The organism is Micromonospora sp. NRRL B-16802 (genome assembly GCF_001279555.1).
Taxonomy (GTDB): domain Bacteria; phylum Actinomycetota; class Actinomycetes; order Mycobacteriales; family Micromonosporaceae; genus Micromonospora; species Micromonospora profundi.
The window spans coordinates 152,894-177,217 of sequence record NZ_LGEB01000110.1 but is presented as its reverse complement, the minus strand read 5'-3'; the positions used below and the strand labels follow the sequence as shown (position 1 = coordinate 177,217).

Genomic DNA, 24,324 nt, shown 5'->3' with positions numbered 1-24,324 from the left:
CGCGCCCGGCCCGTCGCGGGCTGGGGCAGGATGGACACGGCACCGCATCAACGGAAGGACGCCCATGCCCGCCAGCGCACCGACAATCCTCGCCACGAGCATGGGTTTCAGCCGGGGAGACCGCGGTCCGATGGATCTGCGTCCCGGCCCGGTCTTCGAGTTGGCCGCCGAGCTGGCCGAGGCCGGCCCGCAGCCACGGATCTGCTACCTCGGGCAGGCCGTCGGTGACCAGCCCACATCGCTGGCCGCCATCTACGGCGCGTTCGCCGACACCCGGTTCCGGCCGTCGCACCTCGCGCTGTTCCCGATGCCGAACGTCGACGACGTCCGCGCCCACCTGCTCGCCCAGGACGTGATCTGGGTCGGTGGTGGCAGTGTCGCCAACCTGGTGGCGGTGTGGCGGGTGCACGGCCTCGGCGAGATCCTGCACGAGTGCTGGCAGGCCGGCGTGGTGCTGGGCGGCGTGTCCGCCGGCTCGATCTGCTGGCATGTGGGCGGCGCCACCGACAGCTTCGGGCTGCGGCTGCGCGGCTTCACCGACGGGCTGGGCTGGCTCCCGTACGGCAACGGGGTGCACTACGACAGCGAGGCCCAGCGGCGACCGTTGATGCACGAGCTGGTCGGCAACGGGACGCTGCCGACCAGCCACTGCACGGATGACGGCGTCGGCCTGGTCTACCGGGGGACCGAGCTGGTTGAGGCGGTCGCCGAGCGCGAGGGCGTCTCCGCGTACGAGGTGAGCCGCTCGACGGACGGCAGCGTTCAGGAGACGGTCATCGCCCCACGCCTGATCGGCTGACAGCCCGTCGATCATGATCGTTGGGCCGTCCTAACGGCCGAATCGGAGCCGGCTGGACCCGCCCGGTCGGCACCGGCGTAAGCTGGCTCGTCGTGAGTCTCACCATCGGCATCGTCGGCCTGCCCAACGTCGGCAAGAGCACGCTTTTCAACGCGCTGACCAAGAACGACGTGCTGGCGGCGAACTACCCGTTCGCCACCATCGAGCCCAACGTCGGCGTGGTCGGGCTCCCTGACGAACGGCTGGGCAAGCTGGCCGAGATCTTCTCCTCGCAGAAGGTGCTGCCCGCCCCGGTGTCGTTCGTCGACATCGCCGGCCTGGTGCGCGGCGCGTCGAAGGGACAGGGCCGGGGCAACGCCTTCCTGGCCAACATCCGGGACGCCTCGGCGATCTGCCAGGTCGTCCGGGCCTTCTCCGACCCGAACGTGGTGCACGTCGACGGCAAGGTCTCCCCGGCCGACGACATCGAGACGATCAACACCGAGCTGATCCTCGCCGACCTCCAGACCCTCGACAAGGCGCTGCCGCGGTTGGAGAAGGAGGCCAAGCTCCGCAAGGACCGCCTGGCCGCCGTCGCCGCCGCGAAGGCAGCCATCGAGGTCCTTGACGGCGGTACGACCCTCTACTCCGGGGCCGCCGCCGCCCAGATCGAGCTGGAGCACCTGCGCGAGCTGCACCTGCTCACCACCAAGCCCTTCCTGTACGTCTTCAACGTCGACGAGGCCGAACTGGCAAACGAGACGTTCCTCGACGAACTGCGCGCCCTTGTCGCCCCCGCCGAGGCTGTCTTCATGGACGCCAAGATCGAGTCCGAGCTGGTGGACCTGCCCGAGGACGAGGCCCGCGAGCTGCTGGAGTCGATCGGGCAGAACGAGCCCGGCCTCAACCAGCTCGTCCGGGTCGGCTTCCGTACCCTCGGTCTCCAGACGTACCTCACCGCAGGGCCCAAGGAAGCGCGCGCCTGGACCGTCCCGGTCGGCGCCACAGCGCCGGAGGCCGCGGGCGTCATCCACAGCGACTTCCAGCGCGGCTTCATCAAGGCCGAGGTGGTCTCCTACAACGACCTGGTCGAGCACGGATCGATGGCGGCGGCCAAGGCGGCGGGCAAGGTCCGCATCGAAGGCAAGGAGTACGTCATGCAGGACGGCGACGTGGTCGAGTTCCGCTTTAACGTCTGATTTCGGTCCAACGTCTGCTGCCTGAACCGACCGCATGACGCTAGGCGTCATCGGTCCGGGGCGCTCGTCCTCTTATCCGTGTCGTAATCGTATTCATCGACAAGCTGTCGAATGAAGGTTGCGAAGTCGGAAGCGAGAACAGTGATCCGGTAGTCCCACCTCTGGTCCACATGCACGATGACTCGTCCCGCCTGCCATCGACCCGAGCAGGCTGCCGCCCGACCCGCCAGCGTCCGAACCTGTGTAAAGATCCGTTCGACGTGACGGGCCGGGCGGCGGCACTCCCCAGGAGGGCGGGCCGACGGCAGACAGTGATGGCAGGTTGCCGATTGCGTGGTGCCCACGGCGACCTCAATTGCCTTCGCGTTGCGTCGCTCGATCCCCTGTCGCGCCCCCTCGGGGCATCCAATCAGGACTGGTGTGCTCGACGACGCCGGGAGAGGAAGAACATGAGCCCACCCAGGGCGACCATGACGCTTCCCATGCCCGTTATGGCCGGGACCAGGCTACTACCGGTTACTGGCAGGATTCCGGAGTTGTTGCCGGGACTTCCTGGCGCACCGGGACTACCGGGTGGGCCAGTCGGGCCGGGTGGGCCAGTCGGGCCGGGCGGGCCAGTCGGGCCGGCGCACAAGGGCGCGGTGATGACGTTGGTGTCGAGGGTGACGGCGGCGGTTCGAGCCAGCGCGCGGCCTTGGAGAGTCGCGCCCGTGGCCATCGTGATCGACGCCTGAGCCATGATGGTGCCGACGAAGGTGGTTTCTGTGCCGATCGTCGCCGAGCTGCCGATCTTCCAGAACACGTTGCAGGGCGAAGCGCCATTGATGAGGACGACACTGCTGTTTGACGCCGTTGTCAGCGCGGAGTCGACCTGGAAGATGAACACGGCCTGGGGGTCGCCTTGGGCGTTGAGCGTCAACGGCCCGGTCAGCTGCGCTGCCCCGATCCGGTAGACCCCGGGGTTGAGGGTGTTGCCGCCGAGTTCTGCCGGAAGGTTGGTGAACGGCGTCCGGCCGGCGGCGTCATTGAAGGCCGTCGTCAGGTCGCTCTGAGCTTGTAGAGCCACCGCGTCGCCGAGGTGGATCTCGCCGCCGATGGTTGCCGTCTCGAAGCCCGACGCAGTGTTTCCCGGGTATCGCCCGAGGTTCTGGGCCAAGAAGCTTGGGCCGGTGTTGGTGGGCTCGGCCCCGGCGAGTACGGAGAAGTTGCCGGCCGTTCCCAGGCCTACCTGTGCTTCCTAGGCGTTGGCGGCGGTCCCGTTGAGGAGCAGCAAGGTGGCGGCCACGGCGGCAGCCGCGGAAGCCGCGAGCGTCGGCAGGGCTGCCCGCCGAAGACGATGAATGGGTTTAACTTTCACAGAACACCCTCCCGTGGGGACTGCTCGCAGGAGACGTCTCGGGCGTCGCTTCCTGCTCAAAACGGTATATACCGTGCGAAATCATGCGTTGACCACGACATCATCTTTTGGTCGCGGAAGTAGCGAAACGGACCAAACTGCTAAGGTTCCTCCCAGGGCCTGACTGGGGTCCCCGCCTACTGCGCTGCAAACACCTGCGCGAGCGGGTCAGCCGAGTCCACCCTGGACGCCCCAACCCGCCGCTAGGAGGGCTCTACGAGCCAAGTCGGTGGTCAACGGCTGCGGAGGCAGGGGGTAGGCGAGAACGCCCAGGGCCTGGCACCGTCTGCTCCGCCAGTCCGGGGCACACACCGGGGCACAAGACATCGTGAACGTCGGCAACTGGCCACTGACGATGGAAGCCCGAGACTCCGTGTAAGCAGGCGCCGAGCAACGTTTCCACTGGTGGCCGCTGAATCGCGTTGCCCGCCCGGTCGAGCGGCCCTACGGTCATCCGGTGATGATCCGTGACGCCGAGGACGCCGACTGGCCTGCGATCTACCCCTTCTTCATCGAGATCGTCGCAGCGGGGCACTCGTACGCCTACCCGGAGGATCTCACTCTGGACCAGGCTCGTGGGCTGTGGATGGAAGCTCCGCCGGGGCGTACCGTCGTCGCGGTTGATGGTTCGACAGTGCTCGGCAGCGCCAAGATGGGCCCCAACCGGCCCGGCCGTGGTGCCCACGTCGCGACCGCCAGTTTCATTGTCGATCCGGCGCACGGGGGCCGTGGTGTCGGTCGGCACCTGGGCGAGCACGTCGTCGACTGGGCGCGGCGCAGCGGATACCGCAGCATCCAGTTCAACGCTGTGGTCGAGACCAACGAGGTGGCCGTGCGACTGTGGCGGTCGCTGGGCTTCGAGGTGCTCGCCACCGTCCCCGAAGCGTTCGATCATCCAGAGCACGGCCTGGTGGGGCTGCATGTGATGTTCCTGGACCTGGCCGGCCCCGTCGCGCCCGCGGAGTCGTGACGTCCGGCCGGATCCCGGACGCCCGTGTGCCTGCGACAGCACGCACACGGGCCGGGATGCCGTCCGGATGGCCCTGCCGATCCGATCAGGTCGGTTCGACAGGTAGCCACAGCTCGCAGGTCGCGGTGCTGAAGTCGTCCGCACGCTCCACTATCGAAACGATCGACGGGCCGGGCCGCAGGCGCCACGGGTTGGACGGGAACCACTCGGTGGCGGTCGCGGCCCAGGTGCTCTGGAGCGTCTGCGGGTAGGGCCCAGCGCTGCGGAAGACCGCCCACCTGCCGGCCGGCACCTCGATGGCGTCGAGGTCGTCGGGGACCGGCGTGTCCTGAGACACCGCGACCCCGTGCAGGTACGTCAGTTCGCTGCCCTCGGCGGCGTCGGGCTCGACGTTGTCGCTCACCTGTAGCAGCCCCGCCGGGTCGGTGTCGCTGAGGGCCTTCAACCGGAGATGCGCCTCCATCGGCAGGCCGGAGATGTGCTGCTGGATGTGCGGATTGACGCCCTCGTGGATGAGCGGGACCCGGGTCGCGTGTCCGGCGAGCCGGAACGCGGGGCGGTCCACGATACGAGTGTCCATGGGGATGCTCCCTTCGACTGTCAGGCGGAACCTGAGCTGCGGTTGTGTGCGAAGGGGGCCTCCGTCGCGGCGGACGTCACCGGGGCCGGCGCCATGGACGGCCCGGAACGCCCGGCCGAACGCCTCGGTCGAGCCGTACCCGTGCCGGACGGCGATGCTCAGCAGATCGCCGTCCCCCCGTACGACGTCGGCTGCGGCCACTGTCATGCGGCGTCGGCGTACGTACTCCGACAGCGGCATGCCAGCCAATGACGAGAACATCCGGCGCAGGTGGTATTCGGTAGTGCCGAGCGACCTGGCCAGTTCGTTGACGTCGACGTCCTCGGTGAGGTGCTTCTCGACCAGATCGACAAGTCGGTTGAGTGCCGCGATCACGAGACCTCCCTTCGCCATCGAGCTTGGCTGAACGGGCCCCGGCCCCGCCCGACCGTAGAGGCCCGATCCGATCAGGTGCCCGTGGTGGCCAGTGAGCGGTCAGGGCGCCGTTCGACGGATGACAAGCAGGGCGATGTCGTCGTTCGGGTTCTCGGTGTCGAGGGTCGCCATGACTGAGGCGCAGACGGTGTCGGCATGTTCGAGCGGAACGGCTGCCGCCAGACGGTCGATGCCGGTGTCGATCGATTCGCCACGGCGCTCGACGAGCCCGTCGGTGTAGCAGACCAGGACCGCGCCGGGCGGGAAGTCCACAGTCGTGGTGCGCCGCTGCGGAATCCGGTGGCGGATGCCGAGCGGCGGGTCGACCTTGGCGGCAAGCAGGACGGCGGGCTCCGCAGGCGCGAGCATCACGGGGCGCAGGTGCCCCGCCAGGGAGACCTTGATGGTCGCACCGTCCGGGGAGATCATGGCGTACAGCGCGGTGCTGAGGCTGCCTGTCTCGAAGTGGTTGACCTTGCGATCGAGGAGGGTCAGCGCCTCGGCGGGGTCGTGCGACACCAGGGCGTACGCGCGCAGCGCGCTCCGGATCCGGCCCATCACCACGGCCGACTGGAGTCCGTGCCCCGACACGTCACCGATGACCACTCCCAACCACCCCGACGGTAGGGGGAAGACGTCGTACCAGTCGCCGCCCACGCCGGAGACGTGACCGGGGACGTAGCGGGCGGCCATCTCCAGGTTCGGCACCTTGGGCAACTCGGTGGGGAGCAGGCTCCGTTGCAGAGCGAGAGCGGCGCTCTGGTCCAGGCTGTGTGCACGGGCCTGGTTCGCCACGCCGATCCGGTCGGCGACGAGTTCGAGCAGCCGGACGTCGTCCGGTACGAATCGGCGTGGCGTGAGGGTCCCTACGTGCAGGACGCCGATGAGGTCACCGCGAGCGAAGACCGGCACACCGAGCAGGGACTTCACACCGGTTTGCAGCAGGACCGGATTGATCACCTGCTGGGCGGTGACGTGCTCGATGATCACCGGCTGGCGGGTCAGGGCGATCCGACCGGCGAAGCCCCGGCCAACAGAGACCCGGAAGGCTTGCCGGACCTCCTCCTCCAGCCCTTTGGCGGCGGTCGCGACAAGCTGCCGGGCGTGGACGTCGAGAAGGAGGATGGCGGCGGTGTCGACGCGCAGCAGCTCACGGACACGGTCGAGCAGCTCGTCGAACAGGTCGGCGGCGTCGAGCCGGGACAGCGTGGCGTCGGTCACGGCCTCAATTCGGCGTAACCGCTCCGCGTCCGTGACACCGCTGGTCGAAACCACGCGATGATCCTAGCCGTGCAGTCTGCTGTTGCTGGTCGCGTGTGGGTCAAGCTTGGACCCGGGGCAGCGGACAGCATCGCACCCGGTGAGGTGCGGCACCGGCCGGCAGTCCGGAACCGGCCGCGCGGATGGCCTCGCGATCCGGTGACGATCGCCGAACTGGCCTTCGGCCGCTGCGAAGGCCCGTCTGAGCTGCTACTGCTCCGACCAGACGCCCAGTTCGTTGCCGCTGGGGTCGGTGAAGTGGAAGCGCCGTCCGCCGGGAAACTCGTACGGCCCGTTCACCACGTGACCGCAGGCCTCCTTCACTGCCTGCACGGACTGGTCGAGGTCGCTCGAATAGAGCAGCACAAGCGGGCCGCCGGCCCGGACTTCCTGGTCCACACGCAGACCGCCCACCTCGGGTGCGGCTTCGCCGTGCGGGCTGCGGATGCCGGCGTATCCCGGCCCGTAGTCGTTGAACTGCCAGCCGAACGCGCTGGCGTAGAAGCGCTTGGCCTGCTCGAGGTCGGTGACCGTGAACTCCACGTAGTCGATGGAGTGGTGGGCGTGTGGCGTTGGTTCAGACATGCACGGCATTGTGCGCCTCGGGTCTGACGGAGCCGCTCGGGTCAATGTTTGATCGATCGGCAGACGGGAATGCGCTGCCGTGCGTATCGACATCTACGAGCCAAGGGCCGTCGAGCAGTTCTGGGAAGGGATGCACGATGTCGCGGCCGCCGCGGCACGGCACCAGGATGAGGACCTCTACCGGGCGCTGGTCAAGATCGGCAGAGCGGCACTGGCTCAGGGGGTCGAACTGGTGCCGGCCGGGGGGCTGTTCCTCGCCTGCCCGGTCTGCGATGCCGTGCCTGGCCAGCGCTGCATCAACGTGCCGGGCGAACCACTGAACGGCACCGTCCTGCACCGGCAGCGCGTCGATGTGATGGAGAAGGCGATGAAGGGGGAAGCGCCGCTTCCCGGTCCGCTCGCCTGATCCACAGACGTTCTCCTGCCCGGCTTCGACCAACCGCCACTACCGCATGCGGTAGACGGAGATGTGCGTCGGGCTGCTCGCGTCGAACGGCCGCCGGTGCCAGTCGGCGTACCGCTCGGTGAGCCGCAGCCCTGCCTGCTGCGCCATCTCGTCGATCTGGTGCGGCCAGGCGTACCGCATGGCGAACGGCTTCAGGTGCACACCGTCACCGTCAAACGTGATGGTCTGCCGGATGAACCGCTGCGCCGGCCGGTCGTAGGAGTGCAGCCGGATCGTCGCCGAATCCTCGGTGACGGCACGGACCTGCACCTGCTCGTCGGCGTCGAAGTCACGCGGGTCGGGCACGAACGCCTCGATCACGAACGCGCCGCCGGGCGACAGCACCCGGGCGACGTTACGGAAACAGTCCGCCTGCCGCTCGGCGTCCACCAGGTTGAACAGCGTGTTGAAGATCAGGTACGCGAGCCGGAACTCACCGGCCACCGGTACGTCCGCCATGTCGCCGACGACCACCGGGATCTGGTCGCCGCCGGGCTTGGCACGCATCTGGGCGAGCATCTCCTCGGACGCCTCGATGCCGTGCACTGTGAGGCCGCGCTCGGCCAGCGGCAGTGCGACCCGGCCGGTGCCGATCGCCAGTTCGAGGACCGGGCCACCGTCGGCCAGGTCGGCCAGGAAGTCGACGGCGGGCATCGGGTCGGGGTTGGTGTCGCCGCTGTCGTAGTCGGCGGCCCACAGCCGGCCGAACAGGCCGGGATCATCGAAGACCGACATCAGCGGCCTCCGAGGTTGGTCAGGGTGTCACAGGTGCTCTGAGCAGGTCTGCTCACGAAGTCTCGATTCCTCAAGTCGGATGACGGTGGGTTCGGGGGACTTCGTCGTGTTGGGCATGTCGCTGCTCCCTTCCGGCGGCTGTCGAGTGAGGACACCAGAGACGGCCGGGGCCCGGCAAGGCAATTACGCCGGCCGGGCCCCGCAGCGCGTGTGGGTCAGGAGATGTGGTGCAGGATCACGTTGTGTACGTGGTGGCTCTTCTGTGCGCCACGGAACTCCACCTCGTAGGTGTGTGTGCCGACGTGGATGGCTATCGCACCGGTGGAGAAGAACGACCCGCCCCAGGACTTGTTGCTGACCACGCTCACGCTGGTGATCTTCGAGTACGGGATGCTGGTGATCGCGAACCGCTTCCCGACGAAGGAGCGGTCCTGGATGATCACCCGCCGGTCGGTCAGCCCGATGAACCCGGTGCCGGTGCCCACGGCGTCGTAGACGGCGATGATCTGCTCGCCCTCGAGGAGTCCGCTCTCGATCTGCTGGACCTGCTCTTTGCGGTCGTACGCGATGTTCGCCATGTGTTCCAGGCTAGAAAACCGGCGCCAGCCGCCGTGGCGCGGTCAGGCTCAGGACTCGGTGACCGCCCGGTACGCGTCCTCGATGCGGGCGGCCAGCAGGACCTCGCCCTCGGTCAGAGGCTCGCCGTTGCCGTGCCCGACCCGGATCTGGGTGCTGTCGGACCGACGGCTGATTTCGGGGCGTAGGTGCAGTGCGTCCGCAACCACCTTCACCCGTTCTGTCAACGCCGCATGTTGGGTATCGTCGATCACGAGGGTTCGCCGGATCTGTTCGCCTTCCCGCGTCCACCCGGATAACAGGGTCAACGCGTCGGACAGATAATCGTGCTTGGCTCGGCTGTTGAACAACACCCGCATGACCGCACCCCCCAAGCGCCGTTGTCGGCTTGTGGCCAAATCGTCGCCATCCCGTGTCTTGTCGGTGCTCTCTAGTTTGTCCCCGCTCGTGGGAGGTGTCCACGCCCACACTTCCGTGTTCTGTTGGCCTTGCGGACGACGACGGCACCCAAACCGCCGATTGATCTGGCACCCTGGACGCCCGTGCAGACCGAACGGGCGAGTGGTGGCGGGCAGGGCGAACGACGGGACCTGAAAGTGATCGTCGGGGCGGCGATCATCCGGGACGGGCGGGTGCTCGCGTGCGCGCGTGCCGCCCCGCCGGAGGTGGCCGGCATGTGGGAATTCCCTGGTGGAAAGGTCGAGCCGGGGGAGACCGAGACCGACGCGCTGATCCGGGAGTGCGCCGAGGAGCTGGCCGTACGCGTCGAGATCGGCGAACGGGTCGGCCGCAACGTGCGGATGGCCCACGGTCGTTCGGTGCTGAAGGTGTACGCCGCGCGCCTGGTGGGCGACGACCAGCCGCAGGCCCTGGAGCACGAGGGGTTGCGCTGGCTGACCGCCGACGAGTTGGACTCGGTGACCTGGCTCCCCGCCGACGCGCCCATCGTGGCGGCCCTACGGCCCCTACTCGAAACTCCGTAACGCCGCACCACCGTTCCGGGGCCGGCGCTCTCTTCCGGCGGGCGCAACGGCAGGGGCGCAGGGCGCGCAAGCGCGGGCGCAGGGGAGTGCGGTAGGGCGGGGTGCAGCGAAGGGCCGGCGGCTGTGCCGCCGGCCCTTCGTGCTGTCCGTTTAGTGCTTGTCCTGGTCCGGGTGGGCGAAGTTGAGCTCGTCCGGAGGCAGCGGGAAGGTCACGTCGTCGCCGAACGGCGACGGCGCGGCAGGCCTGTCGAACGTCAACTCGGTGAGCGGCAGCTTGCCCCGCTCGTCGACCGCTGGGGCGGTCGGGTGGGGCACCTCCCGGTGCCAGTTGACGCCGCTCTGCGCCTGCGCCTCGGCCTGCGGGTCGTGCGAGCCACCCGCGTGCGAGTGAACCCCGCCCCTTGCCGCGCCCGGCGACGTCGCCGAGCCCTGACGGGCGGTGGTCACGCTGGTCTGGGGCGTCTCGCCCCGACGGAAGATCTTGCTACCAAGCCACACAAGGGGATCGTACCTGCGGTCGACGACCCGTTCCTTCATGGGGATGATCCCATTGTCAGTGATCTTGATGTGCTCGGGGCAAACCTCCGTGCAGCACTTGGTGATGTTGCAGAAGCCGAGGCCCTGTTCGGCCTGTGCGTACTCCTTGCGGTCGGTCCGGGCGTCCAGCGGGTGCATGTCCAGTTCCGCTGCCCGGATGAAGTACCGCGGGCCGGAGAACGCCGGCTTGTTCTCGTCGTGGTCACGGATCACGTGGCAGACGGTCTGGCACAGGAAGCACTCGATGCACTTGCGGAACTCCTGCGAGCGCTCGACGTCGACCTGCTGCATCCGGTAGTCGCCCGGGGCGACGTCCGCCGGCGGGGCGAACGCCGGAGTCTCCCGCGCCTTCTCGTAGTTGAACGAGACGTCGGTGACCAGGTCCCGGATGATCGGGAAGGTGCGCAGCGGGGTGACCGTCACCGTCTCGGTCTCCTCGAAGGTCGACATCCGCGTCATGCAGCCCAGCCGCGGCTTGCCGTTGATCTCCATGGAGCAGGAGCCACACTTGCCGGCCTTGCAGTTCCACCGGCAGGCCAGGTCGGGCGCGTCGGTGGCCTGCAAGCGGTGGATGACGTCGAGGACGACCTCGCCCTCGTTCACCTCGACCATGTAGTCCTGCAGGTCGCCGCCGGTCTTGTCGCCCCGCCAGATCCGGAACTGACGCTTCGCGCTCATCGGTTGTCCGCCTCTCCAGCGTCGGCGACGAGAGCGTCGAAGTCGGCGAGCTCCTCGTCGGTGAGGTACTTGGCCAGCTCCGCCCGGTCGAAGAGGCCGATCAGCTCCGGTCGCATCTTCGGCAGCGGCTTACGGGTCAGCTGTACGGTGTCGCCGTCCAGCGAGCAGACCAGGTTGACCTGCCGCCACTTCGGCTCCATCGCCGGGTAGTCCTCCCGGGTGTGCCCGCCGCGCGACTCCTGCCGCTCCAGCGCCGCCTTCGCGGTGCACTCCGAAACCACAAGCATGTTGCGCAGGTCCAGGGCCAGGTGCCAGCCCGGGTTGTAGCGCCGACCGCCGGCCGCACTCACCTTCGCCACCCGCTCGCGCAGCTCGGCCAGCCGCACGAGCGCGTCGGCCAGCTCACCCTCGCGACGGATGATCCCGACCAGATCCCCCATGACCACCTGGAGGTCCTGCTGGAGGGTGTACGGGCTCTCGCCGGTGTCCCGCTGCAGCGGCGCGAGAGCGGTTTCCACAGCCGCCTCGACGGCGTCCACGGCGACCTTCGGCCGGGCGTCCAGCCCGTCGGCGTAACTGGCCGCGTGCCCACCGGCCCGCTTACCGAAGACCAGCAGGTCGGACAGGGAGTTGCCGCCCAGCCGGTTGGAGCCGTGCATGCCACCGGAGACCTCACCGGCGGCGAACAGCCCGCGTACGTGGCCGAAGGCCGCACCCGAATCCGGGTCCACCTCGACGCCGCCCATCACGTAGTGACAGGTCGGTCCGACCTCCATCGGCTCGGCCGTGATGTCGACGTCGGCCAGTTCCTTGAACTGGTGGTACATCGACGGCAGTCGCCGCCGGATCTCCTCGGCCGAACGCCGGCTCGCGATGTCCAGGAAGACGCCACCGGCGGGGGAGCCCCGACCGGCCTTGACCTCGCTGTTGATCGCTCGGGCCACCTCGTCGCGGGGCAGCAGCTCCGGGGGACGGCGGTTGTTGTCCGGGTCGGTGTACCAGCGGTCCGCCTCCTCCTCGGTCTCCGCGTACTGCTTGCGGAAGACGTCGGGGACGTAGTCGAACATGAACCGCTTGCCTTCGGAGTTCTTCAAGACGCCGCCGTCACCGCGGACCGACTCGGTGACCAGGATGCCCTTCACCGAGGGCGGCCAGACCATGCCGGTCGGGTGGAACTGGAGGAACTCCATGTTGATCAGAGTCGCCCCGGCGCGCAGCGCCAATGCGTGACCGTCCCCGGTGTACTCCCACGAGTTCGAGGTGACCTTGTAGGAGCGTCCGACGCCGCCGGTCGCCAGCACCACGGCGGGCGCCTCGAAGAGGATGAACTCCCCGGATTCCCGGTAGTAGCCGAACGCGCCGGCGACCCGGTCACCGTCGAGCAGCAGCTCGGTGATCGTGGTCTCGGAGAAGACCTTGATCCGCGCGTCGTACGAGCCGAACTCGCGCTTGTCTTCCTGCTGGAGCGAGACGATCTTCTGCTGGAGGGTACGGATCAGCTCCAGGCCGGTGCGGTCGCCGACGTGCGCCAGCCGGGGATACTCGTGGCCACCGAAGTTGCGCTGCGAGATCTTGCCGTCCTTGGTGCGGTCGAAGAGCGCCCCGTACGTCTCCAGCTCCCAGATGCGCTGCGGCGACTCCTTCGCGTGCAGCTCGGCCATCCGGAAGTTGTTGAGGAACTTGCCGCCGCGCATGGTGTCGCGGAAGTGCACCTGCCAGTTGTCCCGGCTGTTCACGTTGCCCATCGCGGCCGCGGCGCCGCCCTCGGCCATCACCGTGTGCGCCTTGCCGAAGAGCGACTTCGAGATGATCGCGGTCTTCTTGCCGGCGAGCCGGGCCTCGATCGCCGCGCGCAGACCGGCGCCGCCGGCCCCGATGACGACGACGTCATAGTGGTGTCGTTCGATGCGAGTGGTAGTGGTCATGTCGGGGGCCCTTTAGTTGATGAACCGCAGGTCGGAGAACCAGCCGGCCGCGAGCGCCATGACGTAGAAGTCGGTGAGCGCCAGGGTGCCGAGGGTGATCCAGGCGAGCTGCATGTGCCGGACGTTCAACGCCGAGACGAACGTCCAGGCCTTGTACCGCACGGGATGCTTGGAGAAGTGCTTCAGCCGGCCACCGATGATGTGCCGGCAGGAGTGGCAGGAGATCGTGTACGCCCACAGCATCACCACGTTGAACAACAGGATGATGTTGCCCAGCCCGAAGCCGAAGCCCTGTGGTGAGTGGAAGGCGAGTATCGCGTCCCAGGTGTTGATCAGCGAGATGATCGCGGCGGCGTAGAAGAAGTAGCGGTGCAGGTTCTGGCCGAGCAGCGGGAAACGGGTCTCGCCGCTGTACTCCTTGTGGCCGTCCGGGACGGCGCAGGCCGGCGGGGACAGCCAGAACGACCGGTAGTAGGCCTTGCGGTAGTAGTAGCAGGTGAGCCGGAACAGCAGCAGGAACGGCAGGGTCAGCGCCGCGTCCGGGATGATCCACCAGCCGGGCAGGAACCGGCCGAAGTGTGAGGCGCTCTCGACACACCGCTCGGTGACGCAGGGCGAGTAGAACGGGGTCAGGTAGTGGTACTGGTCGACCCAGTACCACTTGTGCATGAAGACCCGGACCGTCGCGTACGCGACCCAGGCGCTCAGCCCGATCACCGTGATCAGCGGGGCGATCCACCAGCGGTCGGTACGCAACGTCTTCGCCGCGATGGCGGCGCGCGCCCGCGCCCCCCTCGGCCTCGTTGCCGTTGAAGTCATTCGAGTCGTCTCCTCGACGGGCCCGTACGGGCGGGCTGATCTTCTTCCGGTCGGCACGCGGCCCGGCGAACCCGCACCCGCTGCCACGTCATGCGCACACCAACGACCACACCGGATGACCGGCGCAGCTAAGTGACACACGTTACGCCGATCTTTGCGGGCCGTCCGCGCAAGGGAGTGTCCCGTGTGTCTGGCCTGCGGAAAAGCCCTGGCACGCCGATCAATGGCTCGATGTTAAGAAGATCACTCTCCGCCCGGCTGATCAGCCCGAGGCGCCTCCCGTGAAGTGCCAGGACGCCAGTCGCACCGACGGGGCCGTCCACCACGTACCGTCCACCCGGTCCGGTTGACGCACGGGCCGCGCGCCGAGCGCCAGCACCGCGCCCGGACCGAGCGCCCTTGGGTACGACTCGGTGAACCTGAGATCGCGTACCGCCCGCACGACAGTGCCGTCCTCGACGAGCCATACCCCGTTACGTGTCAACCCCGTGACGACAAGGCTCTTCGGGTCGAGGACACGCGTGTACCACAGATCGGTGACCAGCAGTCCGCGCCGCATCCCGGCGACCAGCGCGGCAGTGTCCGTGTCGACGACCGCGCCGGCCGCCGTGCCCGTGGTACTCCGACCCACAGCACTGGCCGGGCCGGCCACGGCACCCGCGAGACGCAGGTTGCGCGCCATCGGACCCCAGGTGGCACCGCCCGCGATCGCGTGCCCCGTGGACTCCGCACCCGCGTCGGCGGCCGTCCGCCGATCGTGGGCGACCGCCCGGGTGGTGCCCGCGTCCACCAGTGTCAGCGCCCGCCGGCCGGTGCCCTCCGCGTCGAACGGCAACCCCGACGCGCCCAACGGGTCGTCCACCACTGTCACCTGTTGATCGAACTGGGCGACCCCGGGCTCGGCGAACGACTGCCGCTCGGCGTACCGCTTGCCGTTGAAGCCGTACCAGGACAGGTTCTGCAGCAGGTCCGCCACGGCGGCCGGCTCGAAGACCACCTCGTAGCGCCCCGGCGGCAACTCGACCGGGTCGGCCGCCGCCCGCGCCTTCGCGGCCGCGTGCGCGCCCAACTCCGCGCCGTCCAGGTCGGCCAGCCGGTCCGCGCAGCGCCGTGCCACCCCGTCCGCGCCGTCGCGACGGGCGATGCCGTCCATCGCCGCCTCCACAGAGCTGCCGTACGCGGTGTGCCCCGCCGAGTTGGCGAACGCAGACGAGCGATGCGAGGTACGGCAGTAACCCGCGGTGGTCAGGTCACCGGCGGCGGCCACGAACGCGCGTACCCGATCGGCACGCTCATCGGGCTCGGCGTGCGCGGTGGCCTCGTCGACAGGCGGGGCGTCCGGCACGGGTACGGGCGGGGCCAGGCCCGGCCAGCCCGGATCGGGCGGGCAGAGCCGTGCCGCGGTCAGGGTGCGCTCCACCAGGGCCCGCAGCCCGTCCGCGGTGACCACGCTGCCGCTGCCGGCGGCCGTACGCCCGTCCACGTGCAGCCGCAGCCGGACACCGACGGTCGACTCCGAGACGTTCTGGTGGATGGCCGAGTTGGCGAACCGGGTCAGCGCCAGATCCGCCCGCGTCACGACCGCCTCGGCCTGCACCCCCGGACCACCAAGCCGCCGCACCAACTCGACGACCTGCCCCGCCAGTTCCAGCTCGCTCACGCCGCGGCTCCTTTCGTTCGCGACTGCGGGGCTCGCAAACCCGGCTCACTCCTCGCGCTCACGCCGACACCCCCACCCGGACGCCGCGGAAGCGCGCCGGCGCGGCCGGGTGGCCTGTGTGCCCGGTCTGGCCGGGTTGGCCCTTGCCGCAGTTGGGCGTCCCCCAGGACACCGTCTCGCCGGAGAGCATGTCCATCGAACGCCAGAAGAGCGGGCCGATCCCCGTGTACGTGGGGTTGCGCAGCATCCGCCCCCGCCGACCCTTCTTGACCTCCCAGCCGACCTCGCAGCCGAACTGGAAGTTGAGCCGCTTGTCGTCGATCGACCAGGACCGGTTGAGATCCATCAGCACCCCGTCGTCGGTGGCAGCGATGATCTCCTCCAGGGTGTGCGGGCCAGGTTCCAGGCCGACGTTCGTCATCCGCACCATCGGCAGCCGCGCCCACCCGTCGGCGCGGACGCTCCCGCCGTAGTCGAGGCCGGCCATGGCGGCCGAGTCCCGGCCGGCGAGCACACCCACCCAGCGACCGTCGCGGACCGCGTCCCGCTTCACCGCCGGGGAGCCCTCGTCGTCGAAGCCGAAGCTGCCCAGCGCGCCGGGGATGGTCGGGTCGATGGTGATGTTCATCAGCCCGGAGCCGTAACGCAGCGAGCCGAGTTGGGCCAGGTCAAGCCAGGACGTGCCGGCGAACGCTGCCTCCCAGCCGAGGATCCGGTCCAGCTCGATGGCGTGCCCGACCGACTCGTGGATCTGCAACGCCAACTGCTCGCCGCCGAGGATCAGGTCGGTCTCGCCGGCCGGGCAGGGCGGTGCGGTCAGCAACGCCCGGGACTCCTCGGCGATCTGCGCGGCGTGCGCTCCAAGGTCGAGTGACTCGACCAGCTCCCAACCGGTGGTGCCGTACTGCCCCCGGTAGCTGGGCCAGGAACGCCGCTGCGTCTCGCCGTCGCCGATCGACGTGGCCGAGATGCCACCGCCGCACTCACGGATCCGCTGGTCGATCCGGTGGCCCTCGCTGGACACGAACCACTTCGCGGTGTCCCAGATCTGGTAGAGCCCTTCGGCCAGGTCGGCGCCATGCCTGACCATCGTGCGTGTCGCCTCGACAAGCAGGTCGCCCTTGTCCGACAACGGAACCCCGAGCGGGTCGAGCCGGCAGTCGGAGGCCCAACTCGCGGTCACCGCCTCGACCGGCGCCAGGTCCACCGGCGGGCCGGGCACCCGTGCGCTCGCCGCGGCCGTCCGGGCCGCGCGGCGGCCGGCGTCGCGGGCGGCGGCGTCCGACAGATCGGGTACGGCGTGAAAGCCCCAGCTCGACCCGACAAGCGCCCGGACGCCGAGACCGATGCTCTCGTCCTGGGTCAGCTCCTCCACGTCGCCGTTGCGCGCCGTCATCGACTCGTAGCGGCGGTGCATCACCCGGGCGTCGGCGTAGCGGGCGCCCGCGTCGAGGGCGGCCTGCACGGCGGCGCTTGCCGCGTCGAACTCGGTCATGCGACCGACCCTAGGCCAGCCGACCGACACCCGTCAGGGGACGAGATCCTCCGGCCGGATCGTGGCCCGCACCGGCTCCGTCAACTCCAGAACCTCGCCGCGCTTCGTCGTCGCCCTCTCCACGTAGTGGCCGCCCTGCCGCTGGTAAAGGCGCATTGCGCCCGTCGTCTGCTCCACCAGCAGGTACCACTCGATGCCGGCTGCGGCGTAGTAGTGCATCTTCAGGACTTTGTCGGTGGACGCGTTGCTCGGCGAGATGATCTCGCACACCAGTCGCACGTCAGATGACTCGACGTTTGGCTCGTCGAGATCGATTGCGTTGGTCACGACGAGGTCGGGAATTGGTATTCGACCTGGCTGGAGCCGGACGTTCACCGCCTCCAGCAGCTCAAGGTCGGCCACCTCCGCGGCTGCTTCCAGGATGTTGCCGAGCTTGCGGGAGATTCGTTGATGCCGTGGAGTGGGTCCTGGGGTCACGTGGAGGCTCCAGTCGAAGAGTTCGACGCGATCCTGCGTCTCGCCGAGGGCGAGGAACTCCTCTTCGGTCCACGGACCTCCGTGATCGAACACCGCCGCGGTCATGGGTCACCTCCACCTCGTGCCACGGGCATCCTCTGCTGGCTCCTCTCGCCATGGTCGCACCTGGGGTGCGGATTCGGGATGAACGGCCGTGGATGGCGAGGTGACGGGACTGCGGGGCCGATGCCGACTCGTTACGCTCTGGCCCGCTGACACGTGCCGGCCCGTAGCTTATTTTCACCCTCAGAACCTTCCTGTAAGTTCTCTTCGTCACTGAGGGAGGCTGCCGTGGACAGCTCGACTCCGGCGCCGTCCGGGAGACCGGACGACCATCCCGCTGTGCCGGCGCAGCGCGACGACCAGGACGCCTACCTGCGGTTACGTGATCTGCGGGTCCGGTTCGACACCTCCGACGGCGTGGTGCGTGCGGTCGACGGGGTGTCGTTCGCCGTCGAGCGCGGTCGCACCCTCGGCATCGTGGGCGAGTCCGGCTCCGGCAAGAGCGTCACCTCGCTGGCCATCCTCGGTCTGCACGACCCGAAGCGCACCACGATCACCGGGGAGATCTCCGTCGGCGGCCGGCAGGTGGTGGGCCTTGCCGACGAGGAGGTACGCCGGCTGCGCGGCCGGGACATGGCGATGATCTTCCAGGATCCGCTGTCGGCGCTGCACCCGTACTACACGGTGGGCCGGCAGATCGCCGAGGCGTACCGGGTGCACCACCCGAAGGCCAACCGGCGCGAGGCCCGCCAGCGGGCCGTGGACATGCTGGACCGGGTCGGCATCCCGCAGCCGGCGCGGCGCTTCGACCAGTACCCGCACGAGTTCTCCGGCGGCATGCGCCAGCGCGTGATGATCGCTATGGCGCTGGTCAACGACCCGGCGCTGCTGATCGCCGACGAGCCGACCACCGCGCTCGACGTCACAGTGCAGGCGCAGATCCTGGATCTGCTCGCCGACCTCCAGGCCGAGTTCCAGTCCGCGATCATCCTGATCACCCACGACCTCGGTGTGGTCGGCCAGGTCGCCGACGAGGTGCTTGTCATGTACGGCGGGCGGGCCGTCGAGCACGGCAGCGTCGAGCAGGTGCTCCGCTCGCCGCAGCACCCGTACACCTGGGGGTTGCTCTCCAGCGTGCCGTCGTTGCACGGCGACGCGGACGCGGACCTGCTGCCCATCCCCGGCAACCCGCCCAGCCTGATCAACCTGCCGTCCGGCTGCGCCTTCCACCCGCGCTGCCGGTACGCGGGCCGCAACGGCGACAGGTCCCGCACCGAGGTGCCCGAGTTGTTGCCGGCCGGCGCGGACGGCCACCTGGTCGCCTGCCACCTGAGCGCCCAGGAGCGCGCCGAGCGCTACGCCGAGGACGTCGCATCCGTGGGGGTGGCGCGATGAGCGAGGAGCCGCTGCTGCGGGTCCGTGGTCTGACCAAGCATTTCCCGGTACGCCAAGGGCTGCGCGACACCGGCCTCGTGCGGGCCGTCGACGGGCTTGACTTCGACGTGCGCCCCGGCGAGACGCTCGGGCTGGTGGGGGAGTCAGGCTGCGGCAAGACCACCACCGGCCGGATGCTCGTGCGGCTGCTGGAACCGACGTCGGGCACCATCGAGTTCGCCGGGCGGGACATCACCCACGCCGGGCGGCGCGAGCTGCGCCCGTTGCGCCAGGAACTACAGATCATCTTCCAGGACCCGTACGCCTCGCTGAACCCGCGGCACACAGTCGGCCGGATCGTGGCGATGCCGTTGCAGGTCAACGGGATCAAGCCGCCGGGCGGGATCAAAGCCCGGGTGCAGGAGCTGCTGGAGCTTGTCGGGTTGAACCCGGAGCACTACAACAGGTATCCGCACGAGTTCTCCGGCGGTCAACGCCAGCGCATCGGCATCGCCCGCGCGCTTGCCCTGCGGCCGAAGCTGATCGTCGCCGACGAGCCGGTCTCCGCGCTGGACGTCTCGATCCAGGCGCAGGTGGTCAACCTGCTGCGCGACCTGCAACGGGAGCTGGGCCTGGCGTTCGTGTTCATCGCCCACGACCTGGCCGTGGTGCGGCACTTCTGCCAGCGGGTCGCGGTGATGTACCTGGGTCGGATCGTGGAGATCGGCGATCGGGCCGACATCTACGAGCGCCCGCAGCACCCGTACACCCGGGCGTTGCTCTCGGCGATCCCGGACGTCACCCAGCTCGGCCCGGCGGGCCGGATCCGGCTGACCGGCGACGTGCCCACGCCGCTCGACCCGCCGTCGGGCTGCCGGTTCCGGACCCGGTGCTGGAAGGCGCAGGACATCTGCGCCACCGAGGAGCCGGCGCTGGTGCCGCGCGACGGCGGCAACCAGGCCACGGCCTGCCACTTCCCGGAACCACCGGGCGCCGGCCCGGAGGCAGCCGGCGCGGAGGCCGCAGCCAGTCCGGCGACGGCGGCCGGCCCAGGGAAAGCGGCCGGCGGGGCCGGCGCGCAGGGTCGCGGGACCGCAGCGGCAATCGAGGAGGTGTCGTCGTGAGCCTGTCGCCGGTGGAGGGTGTGGCGCTGGCCGAGATCGAGTCCGGCGGTGACCCGGGGGAGCCCGCGGCGAAGGGTGTCGTGGGCCGTTCGCCCGGCCAGCTCGCCTGGCTGCGGCTGCGCCGTGACCGGACTGCCGTGGTCAGCGGCGTACTCCTGATCTTCTTCATGGTGTTGGGGTTGTCCGCCCCGCTGATCGAGATGGCCTACGGCGTCGGCCCGCGCGAGCAGTTCCAGAATCTGCTGGACGGCTTCGGCATGCCGCTGGGGTACGCCGGCGGGGTCACCGGGGACCACTGGTTCGGTCTGGAGCCGGGGCTGGGTCGTGACATCTTCATCCGGCTGATCTACGGGCTGCGGACATCGCTGTTCATCGCGCTCGCGGCGGCCCTGATCACCGCGACGATAGGTGTCGTGCTCGGCGCGCTCGCCGGTTACCTCGGCGGCTGGCTCGACGCGGTGATCAACTGGATCACGGACCTGACCCTGGCCATGCCGTTCCTGATCATCGCGCTGGCCCTCACCCCCACGCTCACGCTGCGCTTCTACGGCGAGCGGGGGCAGGTGTCGGCGGCCTTCGGCGTGGGTGTGCTGATCGCCGTCTTCGCCGTCTTCGGCTGGACCAGCACGGCCCGACTGGTACGCGGGCAGGTGATCGCGCTGCGCGAGCGGGAGTTCGTGGAGGCGGCCAAGGCCAGCGGGGCAGGGCTGGGGCACATCATCTTCCGGCAGCTCCTGCCGAACATCTGGGCGCCGATCCTGGTGTCGTTCTCCCTGGCCGTGCCGCAGTTCATCACCAGTGAGGCCGCGCTGTCCTTCATCGGCGTCGGTCTGAGCGACGAGACGCCGAGCTTCGGCCGAATGATCTACCGCAGTCTGGACTTCCTCCAGACCGACCCGGCGTACGTGTTCTTCCCGGGCATCACGATCTTCGCGCTGGTGTTCGCCTTCAACCTCTTCGGCGACGCGTTGCGGGACGCGCTCGACCCGAAGTCGTCCCGGTAGGGGTCCCCATGACGCGATTTCTGATCAAGCGACTCTTCTCGGCGGTGCTGACCCTCTTCGCGGTGAGCGTGCTGACGTTCCTCATGTTCTTCGCCCTGCCGCGCGACCCGGTGAGCAGCATCTGCTCCAAGAACTGCAACCCGGAGCGGTTGGAGCGGGTCCGCGACGACCTGGGCCTCAACGATCCGCTGATCAGCCAGTACGCCGGCTACATGAAGGGCATCGTCACCGGACGGGACCTGGGCAGCGCCCAGGGCGGCAGGTGCGACGCACCCTGCCTGGGCTGGTCGTACGTCACCAACGAGGCTGTCTCGGACACCATCGCCCGGGTGCTGCCCGTGACGCTGAGCATCGTGATCCCGGCGGCGATCCTCTGGCTGCTGCTCGGTGTGGGGCTGGGCATGGTGTCCGCGCTGCGTCGGGGCACCTGGCTTGACCGGGCCGCCATCGGCTTCTCGCTGACCGGCGCCTCGTTGCAGCTCTACTTCGTGGGCGCGGTGCTGCTGCTGGTGTTCGTCTACAACCTGCGGTGGCTACCGGTGCCTAGCTACACGTCGATCTTCGACAATCCGGTGAAGTGGGCCAATGGGCTGGTGCTCGCCTGGGTGGCGCTGGCCTTCCTGTTCTCGGCCATCTACGCCCGCCTGTCCAGGGCGCAGATGCTGGAGACGCTGTCGGAGGACTTCGTCCGCACGGCACGGGCCAAGGGCCTTGCCAAACCCAAGGTGTACGGGCGGCACGCGCTCCGCGCGGCGATCACCCCTGTGGTGACCATCGCCGGGATGGACGTCGGCGGGGCGCTGGGCGGCACGGTGATCACCGAGACGACGTTCGGCATCCAGGGGTTGGGGCGTACGGCGGTGGACGCCGTCCGCTCCGGCGACCTGCCCACCATCATGGCCACCGTGCTGATCGCGGCCGTCTTCGTGGTGTTGGCGAACGTGCTTGTGGACCTGCTCTACGCGGCCATCGATCCCCGGGTACGACTGCGGTGACGGTCGGCTGCCCGCCGCGCCGCCCGATGGCGAAATTTATCGACAACTGTTACACAACTCGTAGGTTTTCTTCCATACGATCCTCGGGACGTCGGCGGTTCTCGCCCCGACGAAACCGCACGGCACATGGGTGAAGGGGGTACTTCATGAGACCACGCGTGGTGGCTGCCGCAGGCGGCGCGATCGCTCTGGTTGTGACATTGGGTGCGTGCTCGAAGAACACGGGCGAGGGCACCACTGTGGACACCGAGCGCAAGCAGACCGGGGTCATCGCGACCGACCCCAAGGACTCGCAGGGGCCGGCGGCCGAGGTCGAGGGCGCCGCGAAGGGCGGCACCTTCACCATCATCCGGGAGTCGCCGATCTCCCACCTGGACCCGCAGCGGACGTACTCGTTCGCCGGTCTGATGGCCAACCCGCTCTTCGCCCGCTACCTGACCACCTGGAAGGACGACGGCAAGGGCGGCCTGGTCCTGGTCGGTGACCTGGCCGAGACCCCGGGCAAGAACGTCAACAACGACTGCAAGGTCTGGGAATTCACTGTCAAGGACGGGGTGAAGTTCGAGGACGGCCGGCCGATCACCTCCAAGGAGATCGCGTACGGCATCGCCCGCTCGTTCGACCCGGACCTGTCCGGCGGCCCCACCTACATCCAGGAGTGGCTGGCCGACAGCCCGCAGTTCGACACCAAGTGGGACTTCAAGAAGAACAAGACGTCGCTGCCGCCGGGCCTGAGCACGCCGGACGACAAGACGCTGCGCTTCGAGTTCGCCAAGCCCCGCTGCGACCTGCCGTTCGCGGTCTCGCTGCCGACCACCGCGCCGCTGCCGCCGGACAAGGACACCGGTGTCGACCTGGACAAGCAGCCGTTCTCTTCCGGCCCCTACAAGGTCGCCAAGAACCAGGTAGGCGTGCAGATCACACTGGACCGCAACCCCAACTGGGACCCGAACACCGACCCGGTGCGGCACCAGTACCCGGACCAGTTCGTCTGGACCTTCGGCCCCACCGCCGACGCCGCGAACAACCGGGTGATCGCCGACAACGGCGCCGACCAGAGCGCGCTCGCCTTCAACGCCGTACCCGCCTCGCTCGTCGCCAAGGTGGTCGGTGACGCCTCGCTGAAGTCGCGCAGCATCCTGTCGCCGACGCCGAGCGCCAACCAGCTCGTCATCAACAACCAGCGGGTCAAGGACCTGAAGATCCGCCAGGCGCTCAACTACGCCATCGACCGCGAAGGCATGATCAAGGCGCTCGGCGGGCAGACCGTCGCCGCGCCGCTGACCACGCTCATGCCGCCGGCCACCATCGGCTACAAGGCGTACGAGGCGTACCCGGCGGGCCCCAACGGTGACGTCGCCAAGGCCAAGGAGCTGCTCGGCGGGCAGACGCCGGAGCTGGTCCTCGGTGTCGCCGACAACACCACCGAGCAGCAGCAGGGCGCCCAGCTCAAGGCCAACCTGGAGCGGGCCGGCTTCAAGATCACGCTGCGGAACATCTCCGACGACGCCAAGCTCGACGAGATCAAGAAGAAGGACAACCCCTGGGACCTGTACATCGGTAACTGGGCGGCGGACTGGCCGAGCGGCGCATCGATCCTGCCGGTGCTCTACGACGGCCGCACCATCAAGGCCGCGGGCAACAGCAACCAGTCCTACTTCAACGACCCGACGATCAACGCCGAGATGGACCGCATCCTGGCGCTGGCCCCGTCCGAGCAGGGCCCGGAGTGGGCCAAGCTCGACGAGCGGATCATGAAGGAGCACGCGCCGGTGGTGCCGCTGTACGTCGACGTGGCCTACAACGTGCACGGGTCCAAGGCCGGCGGTGTCTTCATCTCCAGCGTCTTCGGCTACCCGTCGTTCGTCAACGCGTACGTCAAGCCGTAAGTTCTCGCACCGCAAGCGGGTCCCCTCCCGACACGTCGTCGGGAGGGGACCTTGCTGTGAAGATGGCCTTGTGAAGGCGATCTACCCAGATGGCGGCGACGGCGACGGCGACCAGGGGATCCCTGCGGAGGCTGTGCCCGGCCTGCGCCCCGAGACTGGAGGTGCCACGTCGCTCACTCTTGCCGTCGATGGAGAGACGTTCGCTCTCCGCCGAAACGAGTGCAACGGCACCGACTACACGTGGCTCAGCGGGCCGAACCCCGGCTACGGATTCGGAATGAGTCCGACTCTCGACCTGTCGCTCGACGAGCACAGGGAGAACAGCGGGGCAGATCTTGGACACTTACCGTCAGGCGATGACGGAAACTGTCCAAGATTGCCAGT

At 68.8% G+C, this 24,324-nt stretch carries 23 protein-coding genes; 10 read left to right on the top strand and 13 right to left on the bottom strand.

The window, feature by feature from the left end:
* Positions 1-64: 64 nt before the first annotated feature.
* Positions 65-799 carry a peptidase E gene (locus tag ADK66_RS27760; RefSeq protein WP_053660449.1) on the top strand — a complete coding sequence of 245 codons (735 nt, stop codon included), beginning with the start codon at positions 65-67 and terminating at the stop codon, positions 797-799.
* Positions 800-891: 92 nt separating this feature from the next.
* On the top strand, positions 892-1,977 hold the full coding sequence (ychF, locus tag ADK66_RS27755; protein ID WP_053660625.1) for a redox-regulated ATPase YchF: 1,086 nt from the start codon (positions 892-894) through the stop codon (positions 1,975-1,977).
* 409 nt (positions 1,978-2,386) lie between these two features.
* On the opposite strand, the gene ADK66_RS27750 is transcribed toward ychF, so the two are convergent.
* A complete protein-coding gene (locus ADK66_RS27750; RefSeq protein WP_255353060.1) occupies positions 2,387-3,199 on the bottom strand; it encodes an ice-binding family protein in 813 nt (270 codons plus the stop codon).
* 634 nt (positions 3,200-3,833) lie between these two features.
* Here ADK66_RS27750 and ADK66_RS27745 point away from each other — a divergent pair.
* Complete coding sequence (locus ADK66_RS27745; RefSeq protein ID WP_053660447.1) at positions 3,834-4,343, top strand: GNAT family N-acetyltransferase; 510 nt, start codon at positions 3,834-3,836, stop codon at positions 4,341-4,343.
* 85 nt (positions 4,344-4,428) lie between these two features.
* Here ADK66_RS27745 and ADK66_RS27740 read toward each other — a convergent pair whose 3' ends face one another.
* The 3 genes from ADK66_RS27740 to ADK66_RS27730 all read right to left on the bottom strand — a co-directional run bounded on the left by ADK66_RS27740 (position 4,429) and on the right by ADK66_RS27730 (position 7,182).
* Positions 4,429-5,298, bottom strand: coding sequence for an AraC family transcriptional regulator (locus ADK66_RS27740; protein WP_053660445.1), 870 nt, complete (start codon positions 5,296-5,298; stop codon positions 4,429-4,431).
* 99 nt (positions 5,299-5,397) lie between these two features.
* Positions 5,398-6,612, bottom strand: coding sequence for a PP2C family protein-serine/threonine phosphatase (locus tag ADK66_RS27735; RefSeq protein ID WP_053660442.1), 1,215 nt, complete (start codon positions 6,610-6,612; stop codon positions 5,398-5,400).
* A gap of 195 nt (positions 6,613-6,807) precedes the next feature.
* The gene (locus ADK66_RS27730) at positions 6,808-7,182 is read right to left on the bottom strand and encodes a VOC family protein (protein WP_053660623.1); all 375 of its coding nucleotides are present in this window, start codon (positions 7,180-7,182) and stop codon (positions 6,808-6,810) included.
* Positions 7,183-7,261: 79 nt separating this feature from the next.
* On the opposite strand from ADK66_RS27730, the gene ADK66_RS27725 reads away from it, so the two are divergent.
* Complete coding sequence (locus ADK66_RS27725) at positions 7,262-7,588, top strand: hypothetical protein (protein WP_053660440.1); 327 nt, start codon at positions 7,262-7,264, stop codon at positions 7,586-7,588.
* Positions 7,589-7,627: 39 nt separating this feature from the next.
* Here ADK66_RS27725 and ADK66_RS27720 read toward each other — a convergent pair whose 3' ends face one another.
* From ADK66_RS27720 to ADK66_RS27710, 3 genes are all read right to left on the bottom strand, one after another.
* Complete coding sequence (locus tag ADK66_RS27720) at positions 7,628-8,362, bottom strand: class I SAM-dependent methyltransferase (protein WP_053660438.1); 735 nt, start codon at positions 8,360-8,362, stop codon at positions 7,628-7,630.
* A gap of 215 nt (positions 8,363-8,577) precedes the next feature.
* Complete coding sequence (locus ADK66_RS27715) at positions 8,578-8,940, bottom strand: PH domain-containing protein (protein WP_030337500.1); 363 nt, start codon at positions 8,938-8,940, stop codon at positions 8,578-8,580.
* A 48-nt stretch (positions 8,941-8,988) separates the two neighbouring features.
* A complete protein-coding gene (locus tag ADK66_RS27710) occupies positions 8,989-9,297 on the bottom strand; it encodes a 4a-hydroxytetrahydrobiopterin dehydratase (RefSeq protein WP_053660437.1) in 309 nt (102 codons plus the stop codon).
* Positions 9,298-9,480: 183 nt separating this feature from the next.
* On the opposite strand from ADK66_RS27710, the gene ADK66_RS27705 reads away from it, so the two are divergent.
* Positions 9,481-9,921, top strand: a complete 441-nt coding sequence (locus ADK66_RS27705) for a (deoxy)nucleoside triphosphate pyrophosphohydrolase (protein WP_053660435.1) — start codon at positions 9,481-9,483, stop codon at positions 9,919-9,921.
* 150 nt (positions 9,922-10,071) lie between these two features.
* Here the strand turns inward: ADK66_RS27705 and ADK66_RS27700 are convergent, their stop codons facing one another.
* From ADK66_RS27700 to ADK66_RS27675, 6 genes are all read right to left on the bottom strand, one after another.
* Complete coding sequence (locus ADK66_RS27700) at positions 10,072-11,136, bottom strand: succinate dehydrogenase/fumarate reductase iron-sulfur subunit (protein ID WP_053660433.1); 1,065 nt, start codon at positions 11,134-11,136, stop codon at positions 10,072-10,074.
* Positions 11,133-13,061 carry a fumarate reductase/succinate dehydrogenase flavoprotein subunit gene (locus ADK66_RS27695; protein ID WP_053660431.1) on the bottom strand — a complete coding sequence of 643 codons (1,929 nt, stop codon included), beginning with the start codon at positions 13,059-13,061 and terminating at the stop codon, positions 11,133-11,135. Before ADK66_RS27695 ends, ADK66_RS27700 begins: the two co-directional genes overlap by 4 nt.
* Positions 13,062-13,073: 12 nt before the next feature.
* A complete protein-coding gene (locus ADK66_RS27690; protein ID WP_053660429.1) occupies positions 13,074-13,880 on the bottom strand; it encodes a hypothetical protein in 807 nt (268 codons plus the stop codon).
* Positions 13,881-14,142: 262 nt separating this feature from the next.
* Positions 14,143-15,540 carry a TldD/PmbA family protein gene (locus tag ADK66_RS27685; RefSeq protein ID WP_082377702.1) on the bottom strand — a complete coding sequence of 466 codons (1,398 nt, stop codon included), beginning with the start codon at positions 15,538-15,540 and terminating at the stop codon, positions 14,143-14,145.
* Between the two features lie 58 nt (positions 15,541-15,598).
* Entirely contained in the window at positions 15,599-17,035 is a 1,437-nt protein-coding gene (locus tag ADK66_RS27680; RefSeq protein WP_053660427.1) for a TldD/PmbA family protein, read from the bottom strand.
* 33 nt (positions 17,036-17,068) lie between these two features.
* The gene (locus ADK66_RS27675) at positions 17,069-17,617 is read right to left on the bottom strand and encodes a Uma2 family endonuclease (RefSeq protein WP_053660425.1); all 549 of its coding nucleotides are present in this window, start codon (positions 17,615-17,617) and stop codon (positions 17,069-17,071) included.
* 276 nt (positions 17,618-17,893) lie between these two features.
* Between ADK66_RS27675 and ADK66_RS27670 the strand changes: the two genes are divergently transcribed.
* The 5 genes from ADK66_RS27670 to ADK66_RS27650 all read left to right on the top strand — a co-directional run bounded on the left by ADK66_RS27670 (position 17,894) and on the right by ADK66_RS27650 (position 23,940).
* Complete coding sequence (locus tag ADK66_RS27670) at positions 17,894-18,949, top strand: ABC transporter ATP-binding protein (RefSeq protein ID WP_053660423.1); 1,056 nt, start codon at positions 17,894-17,896, stop codon at positions 18,947-18,949.
* Entirely contained in the window at positions 18,946-20,052 is a 1,107-nt protein-coding gene (locus tag ADK66_RS27665) for an ABC transporter ATP-binding protein (RefSeq protein ID WP_231640219.1), read from the top strand. The genes ADK66_RS27670 and ADK66_RS27665 overlap by 4 nt, the downstream gene beginning before the upstream one ends.
* Positions 20,049-21,056: an ABC transporter permease gene (locus tag ADK66_RS27660; RefSeq protein WP_053660421.1), complete on the top strand. Its 1,008-nt coding sequence runs from the start codon at positions 20,049-20,051 to the stop codon at positions 21,054-21,056. The genes ADK66_RS27665 and ADK66_RS27660 overlap by 4 nt, the downstream gene beginning before the upstream one ends.
* 8 nt (positions 21,057-21,064) lie before the next feature.
* On the top strand, positions 21,065-22,051 hold the full coding sequence (locus tag ADK66_RS27655; RefSeq protein ID WP_053660419.1) for an ABC transporter permease: 987 nt from the start codon (positions 21,065-21,067) through the stop codon (positions 22,049-22,051).
* A 146-nt stretch (positions 22,052-22,197) separates the two neighbouring features.
* Positions 22,198-23,940 (top strand): ABC transporter substrate-binding protein, encoded by a 1,743-nt coding sequence (locus ADK66_RS27650; protein ID WP_053660417.1) that lies wholly within the window; start codon positions 22,198-22,200, stop codon positions 23,938-23,940.
* Positions 23,941-24,324: the final 384 nt, after the last annotated feature.